The sequence below is a fragment of the Vibrio atypicus genome (assembly GCF_009811315.1).
Lineage (GTDB): Bacteria > Pseudomonadota > Gammaproteobacteria > Enterobacterales > Vibrionaceae > Vibrio > Vibrio atypicus.
Map to the genome: position 1 here is coordinate 21,031 of NZ_BLID01000010.1, position 20,126 is coordinate 41,156.

Annotated in this window: 14 protein-coding genes and 5 tRNA genes; 4 read left to right on the forward strand and 15 right to left on the reverse strand. The window is 45.4% G+C overall.

Going from position 1 to position 20,126, the window contains the following annotated elements; translation table 11 throughout:
* Positions 1 to 44: 44 nt before the first annotated feature.
* The 11 genes from GVO60_RS18600 to pncC all read right to left on the reverse strand — a co-directional run bounded on the left by GVO60_RS18600 (position 45) and on the right by pncC (position 7,619).
* Positions 45 to 121, reverse strand: a tRNA-Arg gene (locus GVO60_RS18600).
* A 74-nt stretch (positions 122 to 195) separates the two neighbouring features.
* Positions 196 to 272 (reverse strand) — tRNA-Arg (locus GVO60_RS18605).
* 66 nt (positions 273 to 338) lie between these two features.
* A tRNA-Ser gene (locus tag GVO60_RS18610) sits at positions 339 to 431 on the reverse strand.
* Between the two features lie 27 nt (positions 432 to 458).
* A tRNA-Arg gene (locus tag GVO60_RS18615) sits at positions 459 to 535 on the reverse strand.
* Positions 536 to 609: 74 nt separating this feature from the next.
* Positions 610 to 702, reverse strand: a tRNA-Ser gene (locus GVO60_RS18620).
* 185 nt (positions 703 to 887) lie between these two features.
* Complete coding sequence (csrA, locus tag GVO60_RS18625) at positions 888 to 1,085, reverse strand: carbon storage regulator CsrA (RefSeq protein WP_004415691.1); 198 nt, start codon at positions 1,083 to 1,085, stop codon at positions 888 to 890.
* A gap of 92 nt (positions 1,086 to 1,177) precedes the next feature.
* Entirely contained in the window at positions 1,178 to 2,365 is a 1,188-nt protein-coding gene (locus GVO60_RS18630) for an aspartate kinase (RefSeq protein WP_159656765.1), read from the reverse strand.
* A gap of 196 nt (positions 2,366 to 2,561) precedes the next feature.
* A complete protein-coding gene (gene alaS, locus GVO60_RS18635) occupies positions 2,562 to 5,144 on the reverse strand; it encodes an alanine--tRNA ligase (protein ID WP_159656767.1) in 2,583 nt (860 codons plus the stop codon).
* A gap of 142 nt (positions 5,145 to 5,286) precedes the next feature.
* Positions 5,287 to 5,751 (reverse strand): recombination regulator RecX, encoded by a 465-nt coding sequence (gene recX, locus GVO60_RS18640; RefSeq protein WP_159656769.1) that lies wholly within the window; start codon positions 5,749 to 5,751, stop codon positions 5,287 to 5,289.
* Positions 5,752 to 5,887: 136 nt separating this feature from the next.
* A complete protein-coding gene (gene recA / locus GVO60_RS18645; protein WP_159656770.1) occupies positions 5,888 to 6,934 on the reverse strand; it encodes a recombinase RecA in 1,047 nt (348 codons plus the stop codon).
* Positions 6,935 to 7,121: 187 nt separating this feature from the next.
* A complete protein-coding gene (gene pncC / locus GVO60_RS18650; RefSeq protein WP_159656937.1) occupies positions 7,122 to 7,619 on the reverse strand; it encodes a nicotinamide-nucleotide amidase in 498 nt (165 codons plus the stop codon).
* Positions 7,620 to 7,746: 127 nt separating this feature from the next.
* On the opposite strand from pncC, the gene mutS reads away from it, so the two are divergent.
* The gene (gene mutS, locus GVO60_RS18655; RefSeq protein ID WP_159656935.1) at positions 7,747 to 10,287 is read left to right on the forward strand and encodes a DNA mismatch repair protein MutS; all 2,541 of its coding nucleotides are present in this window, start codon (positions 7,747 to 7,749) and stop codon (positions 10,285 to 10,287) included.
* Between the two features lie 71 nt (positions 10,288 to 10,358).
* Here mutS and lptG read toward each other — a convergent pair whose 3' ends face one another.
* Entirely contained in the window at positions 10,359 to 11,429 is a 1,071-nt protein-coding gene (gene lptG / locus GVO60_RS18660; RefSeq protein ID WP_159656772.1) for an LPS export ABC transporter permease LptG, read from the reverse strand.
* A 3-nt stretch (positions 11,430 to 11,432) separates the two neighbouring features.
* Positions 11,433 to 12,533, reverse strand: a complete 1,101-nt coding sequence (lptF, locus tag GVO60_RS18665) for an LPS export ABC transporter permease LptF (RefSeq protein WP_159656774.1) — start codon at positions 12,531 to 12,533, stop codon at positions 11,433 to 11,435.
* A 191-nt stretch (positions 12,534 to 12,724) separates the two neighbouring features.
* Here lptF and pepA point away from each other — a divergent pair, with 191 nt between their 5' ends.
* From pepA to GVO60_RS18680, 3 genes are all read left to right on the forward strand, one after another.
* A complete protein-coding gene (pepA, locus tag GVO60_RS18670) occupies positions 12,725 to 14,245 on the forward strand; it encodes a leucyl aminopeptidase (protein ID WP_159656776.1) in 1,521 nt (506 codons plus the stop codon).
* Between the two features lie 65 nt (positions 14,246 to 14,310).
* Positions 14,311 to 14,760 (forward strand): DNA polymerase III subunit chi, encoded by a 450-nt coding sequence (locus tag GVO60_RS18675; RefSeq protein ID WP_159656777.1) that lies wholly within the window; start codon positions 14,311 to 14,313, stop codon positions 14,758 to 14,760.
* A 111-nt stretch (positions 14,761 to 14,871) separates the two neighbouring features.
* Positions 14,872 to 17,745 carry a valine--tRNA ligase gene (locus tag GVO60_RS18680; protein WP_159656779.1) on the forward strand — a complete coding sequence of 958 codons (2,874 nt, stop codon included), beginning with the start codon at positions 14,872 to 14,874 and terminating at the stop codon, positions 17,743 to 17,745.
* A 61-nt stretch (positions 17,746 to 17,806) separates the two neighbouring features.
* Here the strand turns inward: GVO60_RS18680 and GVO60_RS18685 are convergent, their stop codons facing one another.
* Positions 17,807 to 18,799, reverse strand: coding sequence for a M48 family metallopeptidase (locus tag GVO60_RS18685; RefSeq protein WP_159656781.1), 993 nt, complete (start codon positions 18,797 to 18,799; stop codon positions 17,807 to 17,809).
* Entirely contained in the window at positions 18,799 to 19,977 is a 1,179-nt protein-coding gene (locus GVO60_RS18690) for a YjgN family protein (RefSeq protein ID WP_159656783.1), read from the reverse strand. The genes GVO60_RS18685 and GVO60_RS18690 overlap by 1 nt, the downstream gene beginning before the upstream one ends.
* Positions 19,978 to 20,126: the final 149 nt, after the last annotated feature.

The following is a 20,126-nucleotide window of genomic DNA, read 5'->3' on the forward strand; positions in this document are numbered from 1 at the left end:
CTATCAATATCAGGAGTTCATCATTTTGAAGAAACCCTAAAGAGTGGCGCGTCCTGGAGGATTCGAACCTCCGACCGCCTGGTTCGTAGCCAGGTACTCTATCCAGCTGAGCTAAGGACGCGCAGTTTTTTGTTATCGACAAGATTAATCTCTATCAATATCAGGAGTTCATCATTTTGAAGAAACCCTAAAGAGTGGCGCGTCCTGGAGGATTCGAACCTCCGACCGCCTGGTTCGTAGCCAGGTACTCTATCCAGCTGAGCTAAGGACGCGCAGATTGTGAAGTATATCACACTAATTTTACTTTAAAACAAAAAATTGACCATCAGGCCAATTAATGGCGGTGAGGGAGGGATTCGAACCCTCGATACGGTATCAAGCCGTATACTCCCTTAGCAGGGGAGCGCCTTCAGCCTCTCGGCCACCTCACCGTTTTTTATTCCCTGGTAAGGAAATTATGGCGCGTCCTGGAGGATTCGAACCTCCGACCGCCTGGTTCGTAGCCAGGTACTCTATCCAGCTGAGCTAAGGACGCGCTATACTTTCTTGCTACAGAAAGTTGTTTTAAAGCTGTTCCGAAGAACAATTCTTCCGAAGAAGAAGCAAGAATGGCGGTGAAGGAGGGATTCGAACCCTCGATACGGTATCAAGCCGTATACTCCCTTAGCAGGGGAGCGCCTTCAGCCTCTCGGCCACCTCACCGTCTTGCGGAGGCACATATTACGATTTACCAAAAATATGTCAAACATTTTCTTGGCAAAATCAGCAAAAAACTTGCTGACCGTTGGGTATTTAATCAAAGCGGTGTTAATTCGCTCTTTTTGCTAAAAAAACACCCGGTGCCGATACAAAAAAGGCTGACATTATCTGCCAGCCTTTCCACGTAATTAGTAGTTGCCTGATGCAACGTTACCATTACCTTTTTCTGCCTGAATGCGCATGTAAATTTCTTCACGGTGCACTGACACTTCTTTAGGAGCGTTAACACCGATACGTACTTGGTTACCTTTAACACCTAGTACAGTTACTGTTACTTCATCACCGATCATTAGAGTTTCGCCAACACGGCGAGTTAAAATTAGCATTCTGTGCTCCTTGAGTAATCTCTGATTTATCTTGCTACAAGGCTATTATCCAACAAAAGTTATATTTTCGTAAACTCTATTGTGGCTCGAATCTAGCCTAAAAAGGCATGTTTTTGCAGGCAATCGAGTGCCTCTGCAGAAGTTATGTAAGCATCATGCAGTATGTTGGCCGCTTTGTCGACACATTCTGGTAACAACACCAGCATTAACGATTGCGGGTTAACGGCGTAATGCTCAACACTAATCCCCTGCTGAGTTAGCAAGGCGTAAGACTTTTCAACCAGTCCTTCGACATGAAGGCCGACAGCTGTCAGCAAACTTACCGCCTCACTATTACGGATTTTCTCGCTGAAAACCAGTTCCAGTTTTGCATAAGCATCATGTTTTATCACTACACCTACCCATTCTGCATGCTCGATCACATTCCAAATGGTAATACCTAGCATTTGGCATTGCTTTTTCAGCCCCGAAAATGCCTCTTTTTCAATTTTGATCAAGCACATATCGCGCTGAATCGCGACACCACAAACCGGGCTTTGACACTCCTCTCCTTTAACTAGACTGCCGCTGTTGGTATCAAACGTAGACAGAACTCGAAGAGGAACGTTGTTTTTCCATGCATATTGTACTGAAGGCAGGTGAAGTACCTTTGCGCCTTTGCGTGCCATCTCTTCCATTGAAGGGAAATCGATCACCTCCAACTTCTGAGCAGTAGCAACCACTCTCGGATCGCACGTATAAATGCCGTCAACATCAGTAAATATCTGACATTCATTGGCATTCAACGCACCTGCTAGCGTCACAGCACTGGTATCAGATCCACCGCGACCTAGTGTAGTGATATCCCCGTTGTCATTAATACCTTGAAACCCTGCAATAATAACAATCTGATCTTGTTCTAGCAGCTCTTCAATTGAAGAAGTATCAATGTGTTTAATCGTAGCATCGTTGTGTTGGTTATCCGTCACAATATTTGCCTGTGCTCCGGTGAGTGAGCGTGCTGCATGACCGAGTTTATTCAGCGTCATTGCTAATAGCGCCATGGACACCTGCTCACCAGCAGAGAGCAAAACATCAAGCTCGCGGGCTGTTGGAACGCTGTCGACTTGTCGAGCAAGGTCCATCAGTCTATTGGTTTCACCTGACATTGCAGAAACCACGACAACAACTTGATTACCATCATTTTTCGCCTTTATGATGTGTTCAGCTACCGTATGGATTCGTTCTATTGAACCCACAGAAGTTCCGCCAAACTTTTGCACGATAAGGGGCTTTTTCACCAGTCTTCACCTTCCCAAGACCAAAGTCTCATTCGAACCACACTCAACATGTTGAATATTGCGTGCAGTAGTAATAACAAAAACCAAGTGATTCACTCGACCGTCGTTACAACGTTCAATTAAACCACTTGGTTAACTTAAAAAAATTACGCTCAATCAAATAACTGATTGAGCGTAAATATTTATAAATCTAAATTTATAAGCGTTCTTCTAGCCATGGCTGCACTGACTGAATCGCAGCAGGAAGAGCCGACACATCGGTACCACCAGCTTGAGCCATATCAGGACGACCACCGCCTTTACCACCAACTTGCTCAGCAACCATCTTCACAAGATCGCCCGCTTTCACTTTGCCGATAAGATCTTTCGTCACACCTGCGATTAAACCGATCTTGCCGTCATTCACGTTTGCTAGCATAACAACACCGCTACCCATCTGGTTTTTGATGTCGTCAACCATGGTACGTAGGTTCTTACTATCAGCACCTTCCATACCTGCGATAAGAACTTTAACGCCGTTAATTTCCTGAGCTTTACCCATGATGTTCGCGCTTTCTGCCGCTGCCATCTTGTCTTTCAGCTTTTGGATTTCTTTCTCTAGCGATTTTGCTTTTGAAGCTGACTCAGCTAACTTCTCTTCATATTTAGCTTGTTGCGCTTCAAGTGCATCGAGCGCAGCTTCGCCCGTTACCGCTTCAATACGACGAACACCAGCCGCGATACCACCTTCAGAAGTGATCTTAAATAGACCAATATCACCAGTATTTGATGCGTGGATACCACCACAAAGCTCGGTTGAGAACTCACCCATAGAAAGTACACGAACTTCATCATCGTACTTCTCACCGAACAGTGCCATTGCACCTTTCTGCTTCGCTGATTCAATGTCCATCACGTTAGTTTCGATAACGTGGTTGCGACGAACCTGTGCGTTCACTAGACGCTCTACTTCTTTTAGCTCTGCTGGTGTTACCGCTTCTAGGTGAGAGAAGTCAAAACGTAGGTTGTCTGGCTTAACCAATGAACCTTTTTGAGCGACGTGCTCACCAAGAATTTGACGCAGTGCTGCGTGCAATAGGTGCGTTGCTGAGTGGTTTAGAGAGATTGCAGCGCGACGTTCTGCATCGACAATCGCTTCAACTTCATCACCTTTCGCTAGTACACCTTCAGCTAGAACACCGTGGTGCGCAATTGCGTTACCTAATTTCTGAGTATCTTCTACTTTGAATAGACCTGATGCCGTTTTAAGTACACCAGCATCACCACACTGACCGCCTGATTCTGCGTAGAATGGTGTTTCACCAAGGATGATGATAGCTTTGTCGCCTGCCGATAGAGACTGTGCTGCTTCACCTTCAACGAAGATTTCAGCCACATCGCTCTTACCTTGGGTACCTGTGTAACCACAGAATTCAGTTTCAGCTTCAGTTTTGATCGTTGCGTTGTAGTCAGTACCAAATTGGCCAGCTTCACGAGCGCGTTGACGCTGCTCTTCCATCGCTTTCTCAAAACCCGCTTCGTCGATAGTGAAATCACGCTCACGAGCAACGTCATTAGTTAAGTCAGCTGGGAAACCGTATGTATCGTAAAGCTTGAATACTGTTTCACCGTCAAGTTCTTTACCTTCAAGTGCGTCTAGTGCTTCATTCAGGATAACCATGCCGCGCTCTAGTGTGCGGCCAAAGTTTTCTTCTTCAATGCGAAGTACTTTTTCCACAATAGCTTGTTGCTTTTTAAGCTCATCAGCTGCGCTGCCCATCACTTCCGCTAGCACACCAACAAGTTTGTGGAAGAATACGCCCTTCGCACCCAGTTTGTTACCGTGACGAACTGCACGACGAATAATACGACGTAGAACGTAACCACGGCCTTCGTTTGAAGGCATAACGCCATCAGCGATTAGGAATGAACAAGAACGGATGTGGTCAGCGATAACACGTAGCGATTGGTTTGACAGGTCTTCATGTCCTACAACCTCTGCTGTTGCTTTGATTAGCTTTTGGAATACATCAATTTCGTAGTTTGAGTGAACGCCTTGCATGATTGCAGAAATACGTTCGATCCCCATACCTGTATCAACAGCAGGTTTAGGTAGCGCTTCCATCGTGCCATCAGCATGACGGTTAAATTGCATAAATACGTTGTTCCAGATCTCGATGAAACGGTCACCATCTTCTTCTGGTGTGCCAGGGCGGCCACCCCAAATGTGTTCACCGTGATCGTAGAAAATCTCAGTACATGGACCACAAGGACCTGTGTCTCCCATTGTCCAGAAGTTATCTGATTCGAACTGCTTACCGCCTTCTTTGTCGCCAATGCGAACGATACGATCAGCTGGCACGCCTACTTTCTTATTCCAAATTTCAAATGCTTCATCATCAGTTTCGTAAACAGTCACCAATAGACGATCTTTTGGAAGTTGTAGTGTTTCAGTTAGGAATTCCCAAGCAAACGCAATCGCGTCTTCTTTGAAGTAGTCACCAAAACTGAAGTTACCTAGCATTTCGAAGAATGTGTGGTGACGAGCCGTAAAACCAACGTTTTCTAGATCGTTGTGTTTACCACCCGCACGTACACAGCGCTGAGCCGTAGTTGCTCGTGTATAGGCACGCTTTTCGGCGCCTAAAAAGCAATCTTTGAATTGGTTCATACCTGCGTTTGTGAATAGCAGGGTTGGGTCGTTATGCGGAACTAACGATGAACTTTCTACGATTTGGTGTCCTTTGCTCTCAAAGAACTTGAGGAACGCGTTACGAACCTCATCAGTGCTCATGTACATGCAGCTCTTCCTGAAAATAGTCGAGTTAGAATTTTGCGCTATTGTAGATCATGGTTAACGCTACGACTAGTTTTCTTGCAGAAAAGAGCTTTTTGATTGGAGAATTAAAATTAAATCATCAAATTAGCATCTAGTTTGCCGTTTATTCTTCATTTTCACTGCTTAATGCATAACTGATTTGTTCAAAGCTATAGCCGCGATATTGAAGAAAACGGACTTGTTTCGCGTACTCTTTTTGATCTTTTGCTTTGATTCCTTTGAATTTCTTCTCAGCGGCACTTTTTGCTAATTCAAACCAATCTTGTGGCTCTTGTTCAAAAGCAGCTTCAATCACTGAATCTGCGACTCGTTTTTGCGATAACTCTTGACGAATCCGGCGTTCACCATGTCCTTTATAAACATGCTGCCTCACCTGACTCTTGGCATAACGCAAATCATCAAGGTAGTTGTGATCAATGCAAAAATTGACGGCTGCTTGGACATCTTGTTCCGTATACCCTTTCAAAGATAGCTTTTGATAAAGTTCATACTCGCCGTGATCACGACGACTCAAAAGTTGAATCGCGGCTTCTTTACTCGACAATGTAGGCGGTTTTTTTTGAAACATTGAATTGACCGGATAGCAAGTTTGACATTAAGTAAGTTGCCCTCTCCTACTGAAATGACTTATCGGTAAGGAGCAATGTGAGAAACGCAAAAGCCCTGCAATGATGCAGGGCTTTGAATATTTGTTTCGAAAAGGTTTATAGCTCTTCTTTCTCAGGTGCAGCACCTAGCTCAGAATCTTCTGGCTGAAGCTCAACTGGTGAAAGTAGCATTTCACGAAGTTTCGCATCAATCGTCTGTGCGGCTTCAGTGTTCTCACGTAGGAACTTACCTGCGTTTGCTTTACCTTGACCAATCTTGTCACCGTTGTAGCTGTACCAAGCACCCGCTTTTTCAATCAGTTTGTGCTTCACACCTAGGTCGATAAGTTCGCCTTCACGGTTAAAGCCTTGGCCATAAAGAATTTGCGTTTCTGCTTGTTTAAATGGCGCTGCAATCTTGTTCTTAACCACTTTAATGCGAGTTTCGTTACCTACAACTTCGTCGCCTTCTTTGATAGAACCAGTACGGCGAATATCTAGACGAACAGATGCGTAAAACTTAAGTGCATTACCACCAGTAGTGGTTTCAGGGTTGCCGAACATTACACCGATCTTCATACGGATTTGGTTGATGAAGATACACATACAGTTAGACTGTTTTAAGTTACCTGTTAGCTTACGCATTGCTTGAGAAAGCATACGAGCCTGAAGACCCATGTGGCTATCGCCCATCTCGCCTTCGATTTCAGCTTTAGGCGTTAATGCTGCAACTGAATCGACAACCATAACGTCAATAGCACCAGAGCGAGCAAGAGCATCACAGATTTCTAGCGCTTGTTCACCAGTATCTGGCTGAGACACTAATAGCGCATCGATATCAACACCAAGCTTCTTAGCGTAGATAGGATCAAGCGCATGCTCAGCATCGATAAATGCACAGGTTTTACCTTGCTTTTGTGCTGCAGCGATACACTCAAGTGTTAGCGTTGTTTTACCTGATGATTCTGGACCATAGATTTCTACGATACGGCCCATTGGTAGACCACCTGCACCCAGTGCGATATCTAGAGAAAGTGAACCCGTTGAAATCGTTTCAACATCCATGGTGCGGTTGTCACCAAGGCGCATAATCGAACCTTTACCGAATTGCTTTTCGATCTGACCTAGCGCAGCGGCGAGCGCTTTCTGTTTGTTCTCGTCCATCACTTTCTCCAAATGACTCATCTATTTACTGATGACTATCAATCAAATTCTTCCGTTCAGCTTTTATCGCTAAACAATCAATGAAAGTCATTATACTGTTGATTCATACAGTGTCTATACCTGTAGGAGTTTTTTTTGGGATTTGATGATATCTATCTAATTTTTATGAAATTTTAATTTCTGCTACTTACGACTCACTGTGACCAAGCAGTTTTTCAACCAGTACTTGCTGTGCCGTATATACCGCTTGTTGGCGTACTTGTTCTCTGTCACCGTCGAACTGATAGGTACTTACGTGTAACCAGCCTTTTTCATCTGCCCAGGCAAAGCAGACTGTACCAACGGGTTTATCATCCGTTCCACCGCCAGGGCCTGCAATGCCGCTAATAGAAACACCAATAGACGCGCGAGAGTTTTCCAGCGCACCCAATACCATCTCTTTTACCGTCACTTCACTCACAGCGCCATACGCCTCTAAGGTTGCTGCTTGTACTCCGAGCATTTCCATTTTCGCTTCGTTACTGTAAGTAATAAAAGCACGATCAAACCAAGCAGAGCTGCCCGCAATATCGGTAATGGCAGCCGACACACCACCACCTGTGCAAGATTCAGCCGTCGTCATTACCAATTTATGTTGGCGAAGTAGCTCTCCTAACCGAAGAGACAGATTTTGCTGTGATTCCATGTCTAAATCCTCTTTTTGCATCTTTCCGCTCACTAGCGATTCACGTATCCTAAGCCGCAATAGAAATAAACAAAAGACATAACCCGTGAAAGCATTACCTGAAAAAGAAAAGCATAAGCACACGCCCATGATGCAGCAGTACCTCAAGCTAAAAGCTGAGAACCCAGATATCTTGCTGTTTTACCGCATGGGAGATTTCTATGAGCTTTTCTACGATGATGCCAAACGTGCCTCTCAATTGCTCGATATCTCTTTAACCAAACGTGGCGCATCTGCAGGTGAACCAATCCCTATGGCGGGTGTACCATTTCATGCGGTTGAAGGTTATCTGGCCAAATTAGTTCAGCTTGGTGAGTCCGTCGCTATCTGTGAACAAATCGGCGATCCTGCGACCAGTAAAGGTCCCGTTGAGCGTGCCGTTGTACGCATCGTAACGCCAGGTACCGTAACAGATGAAGCACTACTCTCTGAACGCATCGATAACTTGATTGCGGCGATCTACTACGAAAATGGCAAATTTGGTTATGCGACACTTGATGTCACGTCGGGCCGATTCCAGCTCATGGAGCCAGAAACAGAAGAAGCGATGGCTGCTGAATTACAACGCACCGCCCCTCGTGAACTTCTGTTTTCGGAAGATTTCGAGCCTGTTCATTTGATGTCTTCACGCAACGGCAATCGCCGTCGTCCAGTGTGGGAATTTGAACTGGATACCGCCAAGCAGCAACTCAACCAACAGTTTGGCACACGCGACTTGGTCGGTTTTGGCGTCGAGAAAGCTAAGCTCGGCCTTTGCGCGGCAGGTTGTTTGATTCAATATGTAAAAGACACTCAACGTACAGCGCTACCACATATTCGCTCGCTCACGTTTGATCGCCAAGATCACTCAGTCATTCTTGATGCGGCCACCCGCCGTAACTTGGAGATCACCCAAAACCTCGCTGGCGGCACAGACAACACCTTAGCGGAAGTACTCGACCATACGTCAACGGCTATGGGTAGCCGAATGCTAAAACGTTGGCTGCACCAGCCAATGCGCGACATTGATACCCTCAACCATCGACTCGATGCCATTGCCGAATTGAAAGACAATGCGCTATTTACTGACCTGCATCCCGTTCTTAAGCAAGTCGGTGATATTGAACGTATCTTAGCTCGCCTTGCCCTTCGTAGCGCAAGACCACGTGATATGGCGCGCCTACGATTCGCGATGCAGCAACTCCCAGAACTCGCAGAAGTCATGAGCAGCGTCGCTCATCCATATTTAACGAAACTCGCTCAATTCACTGCGCCGATGGATGAGGTGTGTGAGCTTCTAGAAAGAGCTATTAAAGAGAACCCGCCAGTGGTCATTCGCGATGGTGGTGTTATCGCAGAAGGTTACAACGAAGAGCTCGACGAATGGCGTAAATTGGCAGACGGGGCAACCGAGTATCTAGAGAAGATGGAGCAAGATGAACGTGAACGTCACGGCATCGACTCGCTCAAAGTGGGTTACAACAATGTGCATGGCTTCTTTATTCAAGTAAGCCGTGGCCAAAGTCATTTAGTTCCTCCTCACTATGTACGCCGTCAAACGTTGAAAAACGCAGAACGCTACATCATTCCAGAGTTGAAAGAGCACGAAGACAAGGTACTCAACTCCAAATCGAAAGCACTAGCGCTTGAAAAGCAGCTTTGGGAAGCACTATTTGACTTGTTGATGCCGCACCTAGAGCAGATGCAAAATCTCGCTTCGGCACTGTCGCAAATAGATGTATTGCAGAACTTAGCAGAGCGAGCAGATAACTTAGACTATTGTCGACCAAGTTTGACCAAAGAAGCTGGCATTCATATTCAGTCTGGCCGTCACCCCGTGGTTGAGCAGGTCATGGATGAACCCTTTATCGCCAACCCGATTGAACTAAACCCGCAACGTAAAATGTTGATCATTACCGGTCCAAACATGGGTGGTAAGTCGACCTACATGCGTCAAACTGCACTGATTGCGTTAATGGCACATATTGGTTCGTATGTACCTGCTGAGTCTGCGCAAATAGGCTCTATTGATCGCATCTTTACCCGTATCGGCGCGTCTGATGATCTCGCCTCCGGTCGCTCAACCTTCATGGTCGAGATGACTGAAACGGCTAATATTCTACATAACGCGACAGCAAATAGCTTAGTCTTGATGGATGAGATTGGTCGCGGCACCAGTACTTACGATGGTCTATCATTGGCTTGGGCAAGTGCTGAGTGGTTAGCGAAAGAATTAGGTTCAATGACCCTGTTTGCTACTCACTACTTCGAGCTAACTGAGCTACCAAACCAGATCCCTCATTTAGCCAATGTCCATCTTGATGCAGTCGAGCATGGTGACAGCATTGCCTTTATGCACGCCGTCCAAGAAGGAGCGGCAAGCAAATCTTATGGTCTTGCTGTGGCTGGCCTTGCTGGCGTGCCAAAGAGTGTCATTAAAAATGCGCGCGCCAAACTGTCTCAGCTTGAGTTGCTAAGCCAAAACGACAATGCAACACCTACAAGCAGTTCAGCGGTCGATATCGCGAATCAATTGAGCTTAATTCCAGAACCAAGCGAAGTTGAGGAAGCATTAGCCAACATCGACCCCGATGATTTAACGCCGCGTCAAGCATTAGAAGAGTTGTACCGCTTGAAAAAACTTCTCTAGACTTCTTGCTACTACTAACAAAAACGGCAGCCGATTGGCTGCCGTTTTTCATAGTACAACGTGTATTATTCTCAGAGCTTTCTTCTCAACAACATGACCGCAATTGATAAGAACACAATACTTGGCATCACAGCGCCAAAGGCTGGTGGTATACCATAAACCAGAGCCAGCGGACCAAAGAACTCACTCGAGATATAAAAGGTAAATCCAGCAACCACACCAGACAAAATTCTTGCCCCCATGCTGACACTACGCAGCGGACCAAAAACAAATGACAGGGCTAATAACATCATCACTGCAATTGAAAACGGCTGAGTCACTTTACGCCACAAAGCCAATTCATAACGTGAAGAGTCTTGCTCAGATTCGTTTAAGTAGGTCACATAGTCATACAAGCCACTGACAGCTAATTCTTCAGGCTTGACCTTCACAACTTCTAGCTTGTCTGGAACCAAAGATGTGGACCAATGATATTCTTCCACCGTTGATTTAGCTAATTCCACTTTATCGGCCATATCGGTAATTTGCGCATCATGCATTAACCATTGATTGTCACCTTGGTAATCTACCGTTGGAGCGAAAATCACTTGGAACAACTGCTTGTTATCATCAAAGCGCCACACTTTTAAGCCATATAAAGAGTCATTTTCCACTTTGGAGATAAAGATAAAGTCATTAGCATCCCGCGCCCAGACACCACTCCTAACCGACACAATTTGACCACCTGATAGAGAGAAAGAACGCAGTTCACGCGCCATTTTTTGTGCTGGCGGAGCCCCCCACTCACCCAAAGCCATAATCACTAGCATCAAGGGGATGGCGGTTTTTAGCACAGAAGTACCGATATCTAACTTTGAGTAACCCGACGCTTGCATGACCACCAATTCAGAGCTTGAAGCCAACATGCCCAAGCCAATCAAAGCGCCAAGCAATACGGACATTGCAAAGAACATTTCGATATCACGCGGGACGCCCAGCATAACAAAGTAAAAGGCATTGAGGAGGTCATAACTCCCCTTACCTACACTACGAAGTTGCTCAACGAAACGTATCACCCCGGAAAGACCCACTAAGGTTGCCAAAACCATAGCCGTTGTCGCGATAATAGTGCGACCAATATAGAGATCTAAAATCTTAAACACGGTTTACGCCACCTTACGCTGTTTAAATTTGTCTTTCATTCTGCGTACAGGAACGCTGTCTATTACATTAACCGTAATGGCTGCGACTAAAAGCGCGAAATTGACGGGCCACATACCTACAATGGTGGGAATATCCCCATCTTCAATCGCAGATTTCATCGTTGTTACGGTAATGAAATAGACGAAATAGGTCAGAATGGCTGGCCCCATCTTAGCAAAGCGCCCTTGACGAGGATTCACCGCGGATAAAGGAACAACCAACATAGTAAGCAGAGGAATACAAATAAACAGAGAAATTCGCCATTGCAATTCGGCTTGCGCCCATAGATCGGGATCATCAATCAACTCTAGCGTTGGGATTGCACCCCAGCTGCGCTTTCTCGCCTCAACTTCACGCTCACCAATCACACCACTGTATTGTTCAAATTCAGTGACCATGTAATCGAGTCGGGTTGGAATACCTTCGTATCGGGTGCCATCTTGCATAACGATCATTTGGCGACCATCTTTGGTTTCTTTCACTTTGCCTGAATCGGAGAACATTACACTCGGTAAAATACTGTCACGCGCACTTAACTGAGCAACAAAGACATTGTTCAACTTTTTGTCTTTGATTTCGTCAATGAACACCACAGAAGAGCCGTCAGGTGTACGTTGGAACTGGCCAGCTTTTAACAGATCAACGCTATTTTCAGCTGCTACTTGCTCGGTAAGCTGCGCTTCTTTTTCTAATGCCCACGGTGCTAGGTAAAGTGAGTTAAATGCTGCAATTACAGTCGTAATCAATGCCAATGACATCGCGGCACGAATCAGAGGTTTACTTCCCATCCCTGTCGCATTCATGACGGTAATTTCACTTTCGCTGTATAATCGACCAAAGGTAAGCAAAATACCGATATACAAACTCATCGGCAGCATCAACAACCCCATTTTAGGAATGTTCAAACCAACAATGGATAAAATTAGGCGAGCGGGAATATCACCATCAGTTGCATCTCCTAGCACCTTGATAAAAGTCTGACTAATAAAGACCAGTAAAAGTACCGAAAAGATGGCTAATTGGCTCTTGAGTGTCTCGCGGATCAAATATCTAACAATAATCACGCTGAAATTACCTATACAAAACTTGTTTTTTTAATTGAATCACTATAATTTCCCGTTGAACCTTTTATTTTTTAAATTTTTGGCTAACTGTTAACGCGCTTATTTAAGGATAGTTCCGACTAAGGAATCAACAAGTAAGACGACATTATCTAACATTTAGTTCTATTTGTCTTCAGGATGTAGGAGTACGCATGGAGTTCAGTGTAAAGAGTGGTAGCCCAGAGAAGCAACGTAGCGCATGTATCGTTGTAGGTGTGTTTGAACCACGCCGTCTTTCTCCAGTAGCTGAGCAGCTCGATAAAATCAGCGATGGCTATATTAGTTCACTACTTCGCCGTGGTGACCTAGAAGGTAAACCAGGGCAGATGCTACTGCTTCATCAAGTACCAGGTGTCCTTTCAGAGCGAGTTCTACTCGTAGGTTGTGGTAAAGAGCGCGAGCTAGGCGAACGTCAATACAAAGAAATTATTCAAAAGACGATCAACACGCTAAACGAAACCGGCTCGATGGAAGCAGTATGTTTCCTTACAGAACTGCACGTTAAAGGTCGCGATACGTACTGGAAAGTGCGCCAGGCGGTTGAAGCGACTAAAGATGGTCTATACACCTTTGATCAGTTCAAGAGCGTAAAACCAGAAACGCGTCGCCCACTACGTAAGCTAGTATTTAACGTACCAACACGTCGTGAGTTAAACCTAGGCGAAAAAGCAATCGCACACGGTTTAGCTATCGCGTCTGGTGTGAAAGCGTCAAAAGATCTTGGCAACATGCCACCAAACATTGCAAACCCAGCTTACCTAGCTTCTCAAGCTCGTCGCCTAGCGGATGATTACGAGACGGTAACAACCAAGATCATTGGTGAGCAAGAGATGGAAAAACTGGGCATGACCTCTTACCTAGCGGTAGGTCGTGGCTCTAAGAATGAATCTATGATGTCAATCATGGAGTACAAGGGCAATCCAGATCCAGAAGCAAAACCAATCGTGCTTGTCGGCAAAGGCCTTACTTTCGATTCAGGCGGTATTTCTATCAAGCCAAGCGAAGGCATGGATGAGATGAAGTACGACATGTGTGGTGCAGCGTCTGTATTCGGTACAATGAAAGCACTAGCGAAGCTAAACTTACCACTAAACGTTGTTGGTGTTCTTGCGGGCTGTGAAAACATGCCAGGCAGCAACGCTTACCGTCCTGGTGATATCCTAACAACTATGTCGGGCCAAACTGTTGAAGTATTAAATACTGATGCTGAAGGTCGTTTAGTTCTTTGTGATGCTTTGACTTACGTTGAACGCTTCGAACCAGAGTGTGTCGTTGACGTCGCAACTCTAACAGGCGCTTGTATCATGGCTCTTGGTCACAACATCAGTGCGGTTATCTCTAACCATAACCCGCTATCTCATGAGCTAGTTAATGCTTCTGAGCAAGCGAGCGACCGTGCATGGCGTCTACCAATGGCTGACGAGTACCACGAGCAGCTGAAGAGCCAATTTGCGGATATGGCTAACATCGGTGGTCGTCCTGCGGGCACTATCACTGCGGGTTGTTTCCTATCGAAGTTCGCGAAGAAATACCACTGGGCGCACCTTGATATCGCAGGTACTGCGTGGAAGTCAGGTGCAGCGAAAGGTTCGACCGGTCGCCCAGTCTCAATGCTTGTCCAATTCTTACTTAATCGAAGTGGCCAAGAGACTGAGGAACAAACCTCGAAATAATGAAAAGGGCCGAAAGGCCCTTTTTTAATTGCGCTGATTTATCTTTATCAAGCGGGGGATGATTTATGGCTAACGCTACGTTTTACCTTATTGCAGATAACTCACCTCAAGCGACAGAGGATGGGTTTGGTGAATACGTGCTTTTTCTTGCTCAGCATTTTGCTAAACAAGGCGCTAAAGTCTATCTCAATTGTAATGATAAACCACACGCAGAGCAGCTCGCTGAACGATTTTGGCAAGTCGACCCCACTCAATTTATCGCTCATAATTTAGTCGGTGAAGGCCCAAAATACGCAACCAATATCGAGATCGGTTATCAAGCGGTCAAACCCACTTGGAACAGGCAATTGGTAATAAATTTGGCTGAAAATGAGACAACCTTTGCGAACAAGTTTGCAGAGGTGGTAGACTTCGTCCCTTGCGAAGAAAAAGCCAAGCAACTGGCGCGAGAAAGATATAAAATCTACCGTCAAGCTGGCTATCAGCTACAAACGATCGAGATCGCGCACAGCTAACAGCAACAAAATATGCAACCGGTCAATCCTTATAGTTAAGCTCTCCATTTAGAGAGTTCACTTATAAAGATTGACTACGATTACCATCAACGTATCCAGTAAATGAGTACTATGGAAAAGACATATAACCCAACTTCAATTGAACAAGCTTTATACCAAGCTTGGGAAGAGAAAGGCTACTTCAAGCCACACGGTGACACGACTAAAGAAGCTTACAGCATCATGATCCCGCCACCGAACGTCACTGGTAGCCTACACATGGGCCACGCGTTCCAAGATACGATCATGGATACTCTAATCCGTGCTGAACGCATGAAGGGTAAAAACACTCTTTGGCAAGTCGGTACTGACCACGCCGGTATCGCTACTCAGATGGTTGTAGAGCGTAAGATCGCTGCAGAAGAAGGTAAAACTAAGCACGATTACGGTCGTGATGCTTTCATCGACAAAATCTGGGAGTGGAAAAACGAGTCTGGCGGCACAATCACTAAACAGCTTCGTCGCCTTGGCGCATCTGTTGACTGGGATCGTGAACGCTTCACGATGGATGACGGTCTGTCTAATGCCGTTCAAGAGGTATTCGTTCGTCTATACGAAGAAGACCTAATCTACCGCGGTAAGCGTCTAGTAAACTGGGATCCTAAACTGCACACTGCAATTTCTGATCTTGAAGTTGAAAACAAAGACAAAAAAGGCCACATGTGGCACTTCCGCTACCCGCTAGCAAACGGCGTGAAGACAGCAGAAGGTAAAGACTACATTGTTGTTGCGACGACTCGTCCTGAGACAATGCTTGGTGATACTGGTGTTGCTGTAAACCCAGAAGATCCACGCTACAAAGATCTTATCGGTAAAGAGATCCTACTTCCTATCGTTAACCGTCTGATCCCTATCGTAGGCGATGAGCACGCAGATATGGAAAAAGGCACAGGTTGTGTGAAGATCACGCCTGCGCACGATTTCAATGACTACGAAGTTGGTAAGCGTAACAACCTACCAATGATCAACATCCTAACCTTCAACGCAGACATCCGTGATGCAGCTGAAGTCTTCACCACTAACGGCGAAGCTAGCGATGTTTACTCAACTGAACTACCTGCTAAGTACCACGGCATGGAGCGTTTTGCTGCACGTAAAGCTATCGTTGCGGAATTTGAAGAGCTTGGCCTTCTTGACGAGATTAAAGATCACGACCTAACAGTTCCTTACGGCGACCGTGGTGGCGTGGTTATCGAACCAATGCTCACTGACCAATGGTACGTACGCGCTGCACCTCTTGCTGAGCCTGCTGTTAAAGCGGTTGAAGATGGCGAGATCCAGTTCGTGCCTAAGCAGTACGAAAACATGTACTTCTCTTGGATGCGTGACATTCAAGACTGGTGTATCTCTCGTCAGCTTTGGTGGGGTCACCGTATCCCAGCATGGTACGACAACGATGGCAACGTATACGTAGGCCGTACCGAAGAAGAAGTACGTGCAAACAACAACCTTGCACCAGTTGTGGTTCTTCGCCAAGACGACGACGTACTCGATACATGGTTCTCTTCTGCACTATGGACATTCGGTACTCAAGGCTGGCCTGAGCAAACTGAAGATCTGAAGACATTCCACCCTTCAGACGTTCTAGTAACTGGCTTCGATATCATCTTCTTCTGGGTTGCGCGTATGATCATGATGACCATGCACTTCAACAAAGATGAAAATGGTAAAGCACAAGTACCATTCAAGACAGTTTACGTAACGGGCCTAATCCGTGACGAAAACGGCGACAAGATGTCTAAGTCTAAAGGTAACGTTCTTGACCCTATCGACATGATCGATGGTATCGACCTTGAGTCTCTAGTAGAAAAGCGTTGTGGCAACATGATGCAGCCTCAGCTAGCGAAGAAGATCGAGAAGAACACACGTAAGACTTTCGAAAACGGCATCGAACCATACGGTACTGACGCACTGCGTTTCACTCTTGCCGCTATGGCTTCTACTGGCCGTGACATCAACTGGGATATGAAGCGTCTTGAAGGTTACCGTAACTTCTGTAACAAGCTATGGAACGCAAGCCGTTACGTACTGATGAACACAGAAGAGCACGATTGTGGCATGTCACTATCAGCTGAAGAACGTGCAAACATGGAATTCTCTCTAGCAGATAAGTGGATTGAATCTCAGTTTGAACTAGCAGCGAAAGAGTTTAACGCTCACCTAGACAACTATCGTCTAGACATGGCGGCAAACACGCTTTACGAATTCATCTGGAACCAATTCTGTGACTGGTACCTCGAACTAACTAAGCCGGTTCTATGGAAAGGCACAGAAGCTCAGCAACAAGCAACTCGCTACATGCTGATCACGGTACTAGAGAAGACACTACGTCTTGCTCACCCAGTGCTTCCTTACATCACTGAATCTATCTGGCAGAGCGTTAAGCCATTAGTAGACGGTGTTGAAGGCGACACTATCATGACTCAAGCGCTTCCTCAGTTTAACGAAGATAACTTCAACGCTGAGATCGTAGAAGACATCGAGTGGGTTAAGACTTTCATTGCAGCTATCCGTAATCTACGTGCAGAGTACGACATTGCACCTAGCAAAGGTCTAGAAGTAATGATCAAGGTTGCTAACGAGAAAGACGCGGCGCGTATCGAAGCGAACAAGGTAGTACTTAACTCTCTTGCTAAGCTAGATAGCCTAACAGTTCTTGCTGATGGCGCAGAGACTCCAGCTTGTGCAACTAAGCTAGTCGGTCAATCTGAACTGATGATCCCAATGGCAGGTCTTATCGATAAAGATGCAGAACTTGCTCGTCTTGATAAAGAAGTGAAGAAAACGCACGGCGAAATCAAGCGTATCGAAGGTAAGCTAGGTAACGAAGGTTTCGTTGCTAAAGCACCTGAAGCGGTTATCGCCAAAGAGCGTGAGAAACTCGTTGGTTACCAAGAGACACTAGCGAAGCTTGAAGAGCAGAAGGCAACCATTGCTGCTCTGTAATTGAGTTCAAAAAATAAATAAGGCAGCGATTTCGCTGCCTTTTTTGTTTACTGAAAAACAATTACTCTCTTGCTGCTTCAATTCGCTGCTCAAAGTCTGGATGTGAATTCAACCACTCGGGGACTTCAACCCACTCTTGTGCCCTGAAGAGTTCGAACATTTCAGCCATCGATTCACTACTACCGTAAATTGTCAGCATACTCTGTTTAGCGTATTCGTCCGCTTGCAACTCTGCTTCACGAGAGTGACCATTAGACAAAAAGAACACACCAAGACCTGCAAGATTATCAATCACACCCGAACTCTCCCCAACCAACAAGGAGACTCCGACAGACAGCAAGCTCGAATGAACCAGTTTCTTCAACATGTGCTGATGGTGTACATGGCCAACTTCGTGCAAAAGAATGCTATCGAGCTGTTGATCACTTTGCGCAAGCTTGACGAGATCATCGAGCACAACAATTTTTCCACCAGGCAGTGCAAACGCATTGGCTCCCATGTCAGAAGAACGAAACTCTACCTCAATGGAATAAGGCAATGGCGACAGCTGCGTGAGATGCTCCTGTAAGCGCAAACGAATTTGTTGCTGCTGGTTTACAGGTAACTGACTCTTCTCCCAATGTTCATCGAAGCTGTCTAAGACTTTATTTCCTAAGGCGATAGCCACATAGTCAGGCACCGACTCTGCCACTTTTTGGCTCACCCAAGGTAATAGATAATGATAGCTTCCAATGACAACACAAAGACAAATCAGTGCAGAGAAAATCCAAGCAAAAACATTGCCTTCGATCTTATCAACCCATCCAGATTTCCTATTTTCCTTCAGCCATTGGCTTATCTGAGGAGATCGTTCAGCAACGAACATCCAACCATCAGGCAGCTTAAAACGAATCGGAAGCTTGCCAACTGGGACACTTATCTCAATCCAATTAACATCACAACGAATCGTTTCATCATCAACAATTAAACTGATAAATCCCGCTTGGGAAGTGTCTAGCTCAGCACTATGACGTACTGAGCTATTGGGAGGAAAAGCTGAACCTTTGATTCGCATTAGCTAATTCCGATACCTAAATCAAATGCCTGAGCCACTTCATCAGAGACCGCAGATTTCACATCTGATGCTTCGTCTCGAGCAACCAGGTATGACATATCACCAATCACTGCCGTACGATCGGCAAGATAGCGAGATGTACGAACCATCACCCATGGACGCGCAATACCGAGTGTTACCACCTGAAGAAGGAAGTTTGATAGTACCAACCAAACGTAACTCGAAACGGTTAGTTTAGACACGAACTGGTATTCAACGTCAGCCTGCTCTTCGTGCTTAGCTGCTAATTGAGAGAAGATGTAGTTACGGATACTTGTCGTGGTATATGCCGTCAATGTAATCGACAACACAATCATCACGCCATACGCAGCAAACATAAGCCAAGCACCTGTTAGATTTTCACTCAGTGAACTGAAATCACCATTGAGCACCTGTGTCATGTCTAGGCTTCCCATTAAGCCGAAGAACATAATCAGTAAGAAAACGAGCGCTGCAACCACACCCATCATTAGAGCCTTCAGGTACAGTTTAACGAAGAAGCCCAGTTTTAAGTCAGCACTGAATTTCCAATCACCATATTGGTAGCCATTGGTGAAGAATTGATGCGCGCCTGCAATCACCCAAGCGTAAATCACTGACATAAGAACAAAGGCACCCGCCCCCATTAATACCGCAGTGACAACAGAAACACTCGATACCGCAATAATGATTCCAATGTAGGTCATTATGATTAATAGCGCACCAACACCACGTCCAAGTAAAGTAACGTAAGCTTGTTTAAGTGGTGCGGTAAAAGAGAAGTGAACGTTACGATAACTGGTCATCGCAGCATCAAAGCGGGCATTGCTCCAAAGTAACCAAGGCAATGCAGCGTAAAACACCAGTAATAACGCCATGCTTGCTACTGGGAAAAAGTTGCTCGAGATAGACCAAGCTAAAACGACAGCTAACGCGACTAAACGTCCTTTTAAAATTTGAATAGGCTGAGCATGATATTCAAAGTTGTCACCATCAATATGGGTGTTGCCATAAAAGTAACGTTTGGTTCTTACCTTAGCCCAAGCTGAATAAATTCCCAAAGTAATGATCGAAAGAAGAATATTAACGATCCAAATACCAAAAAACTCACCGCCTCTTCCGTTGAATGAGACGGGGTTTGTAAGCTGTTGTTGTTCCATAGCGATTAAATTCCTGACGTATGATTTATAAATTATTTTTAAAAACGTAATTTCTTACATTTTATTAATAAGGTCTATAAAACCATTCAGAAAGCTTCTCAAGCAGCGATCCAGCTCACACTTGACTATTTATATAAAAATCAATAACT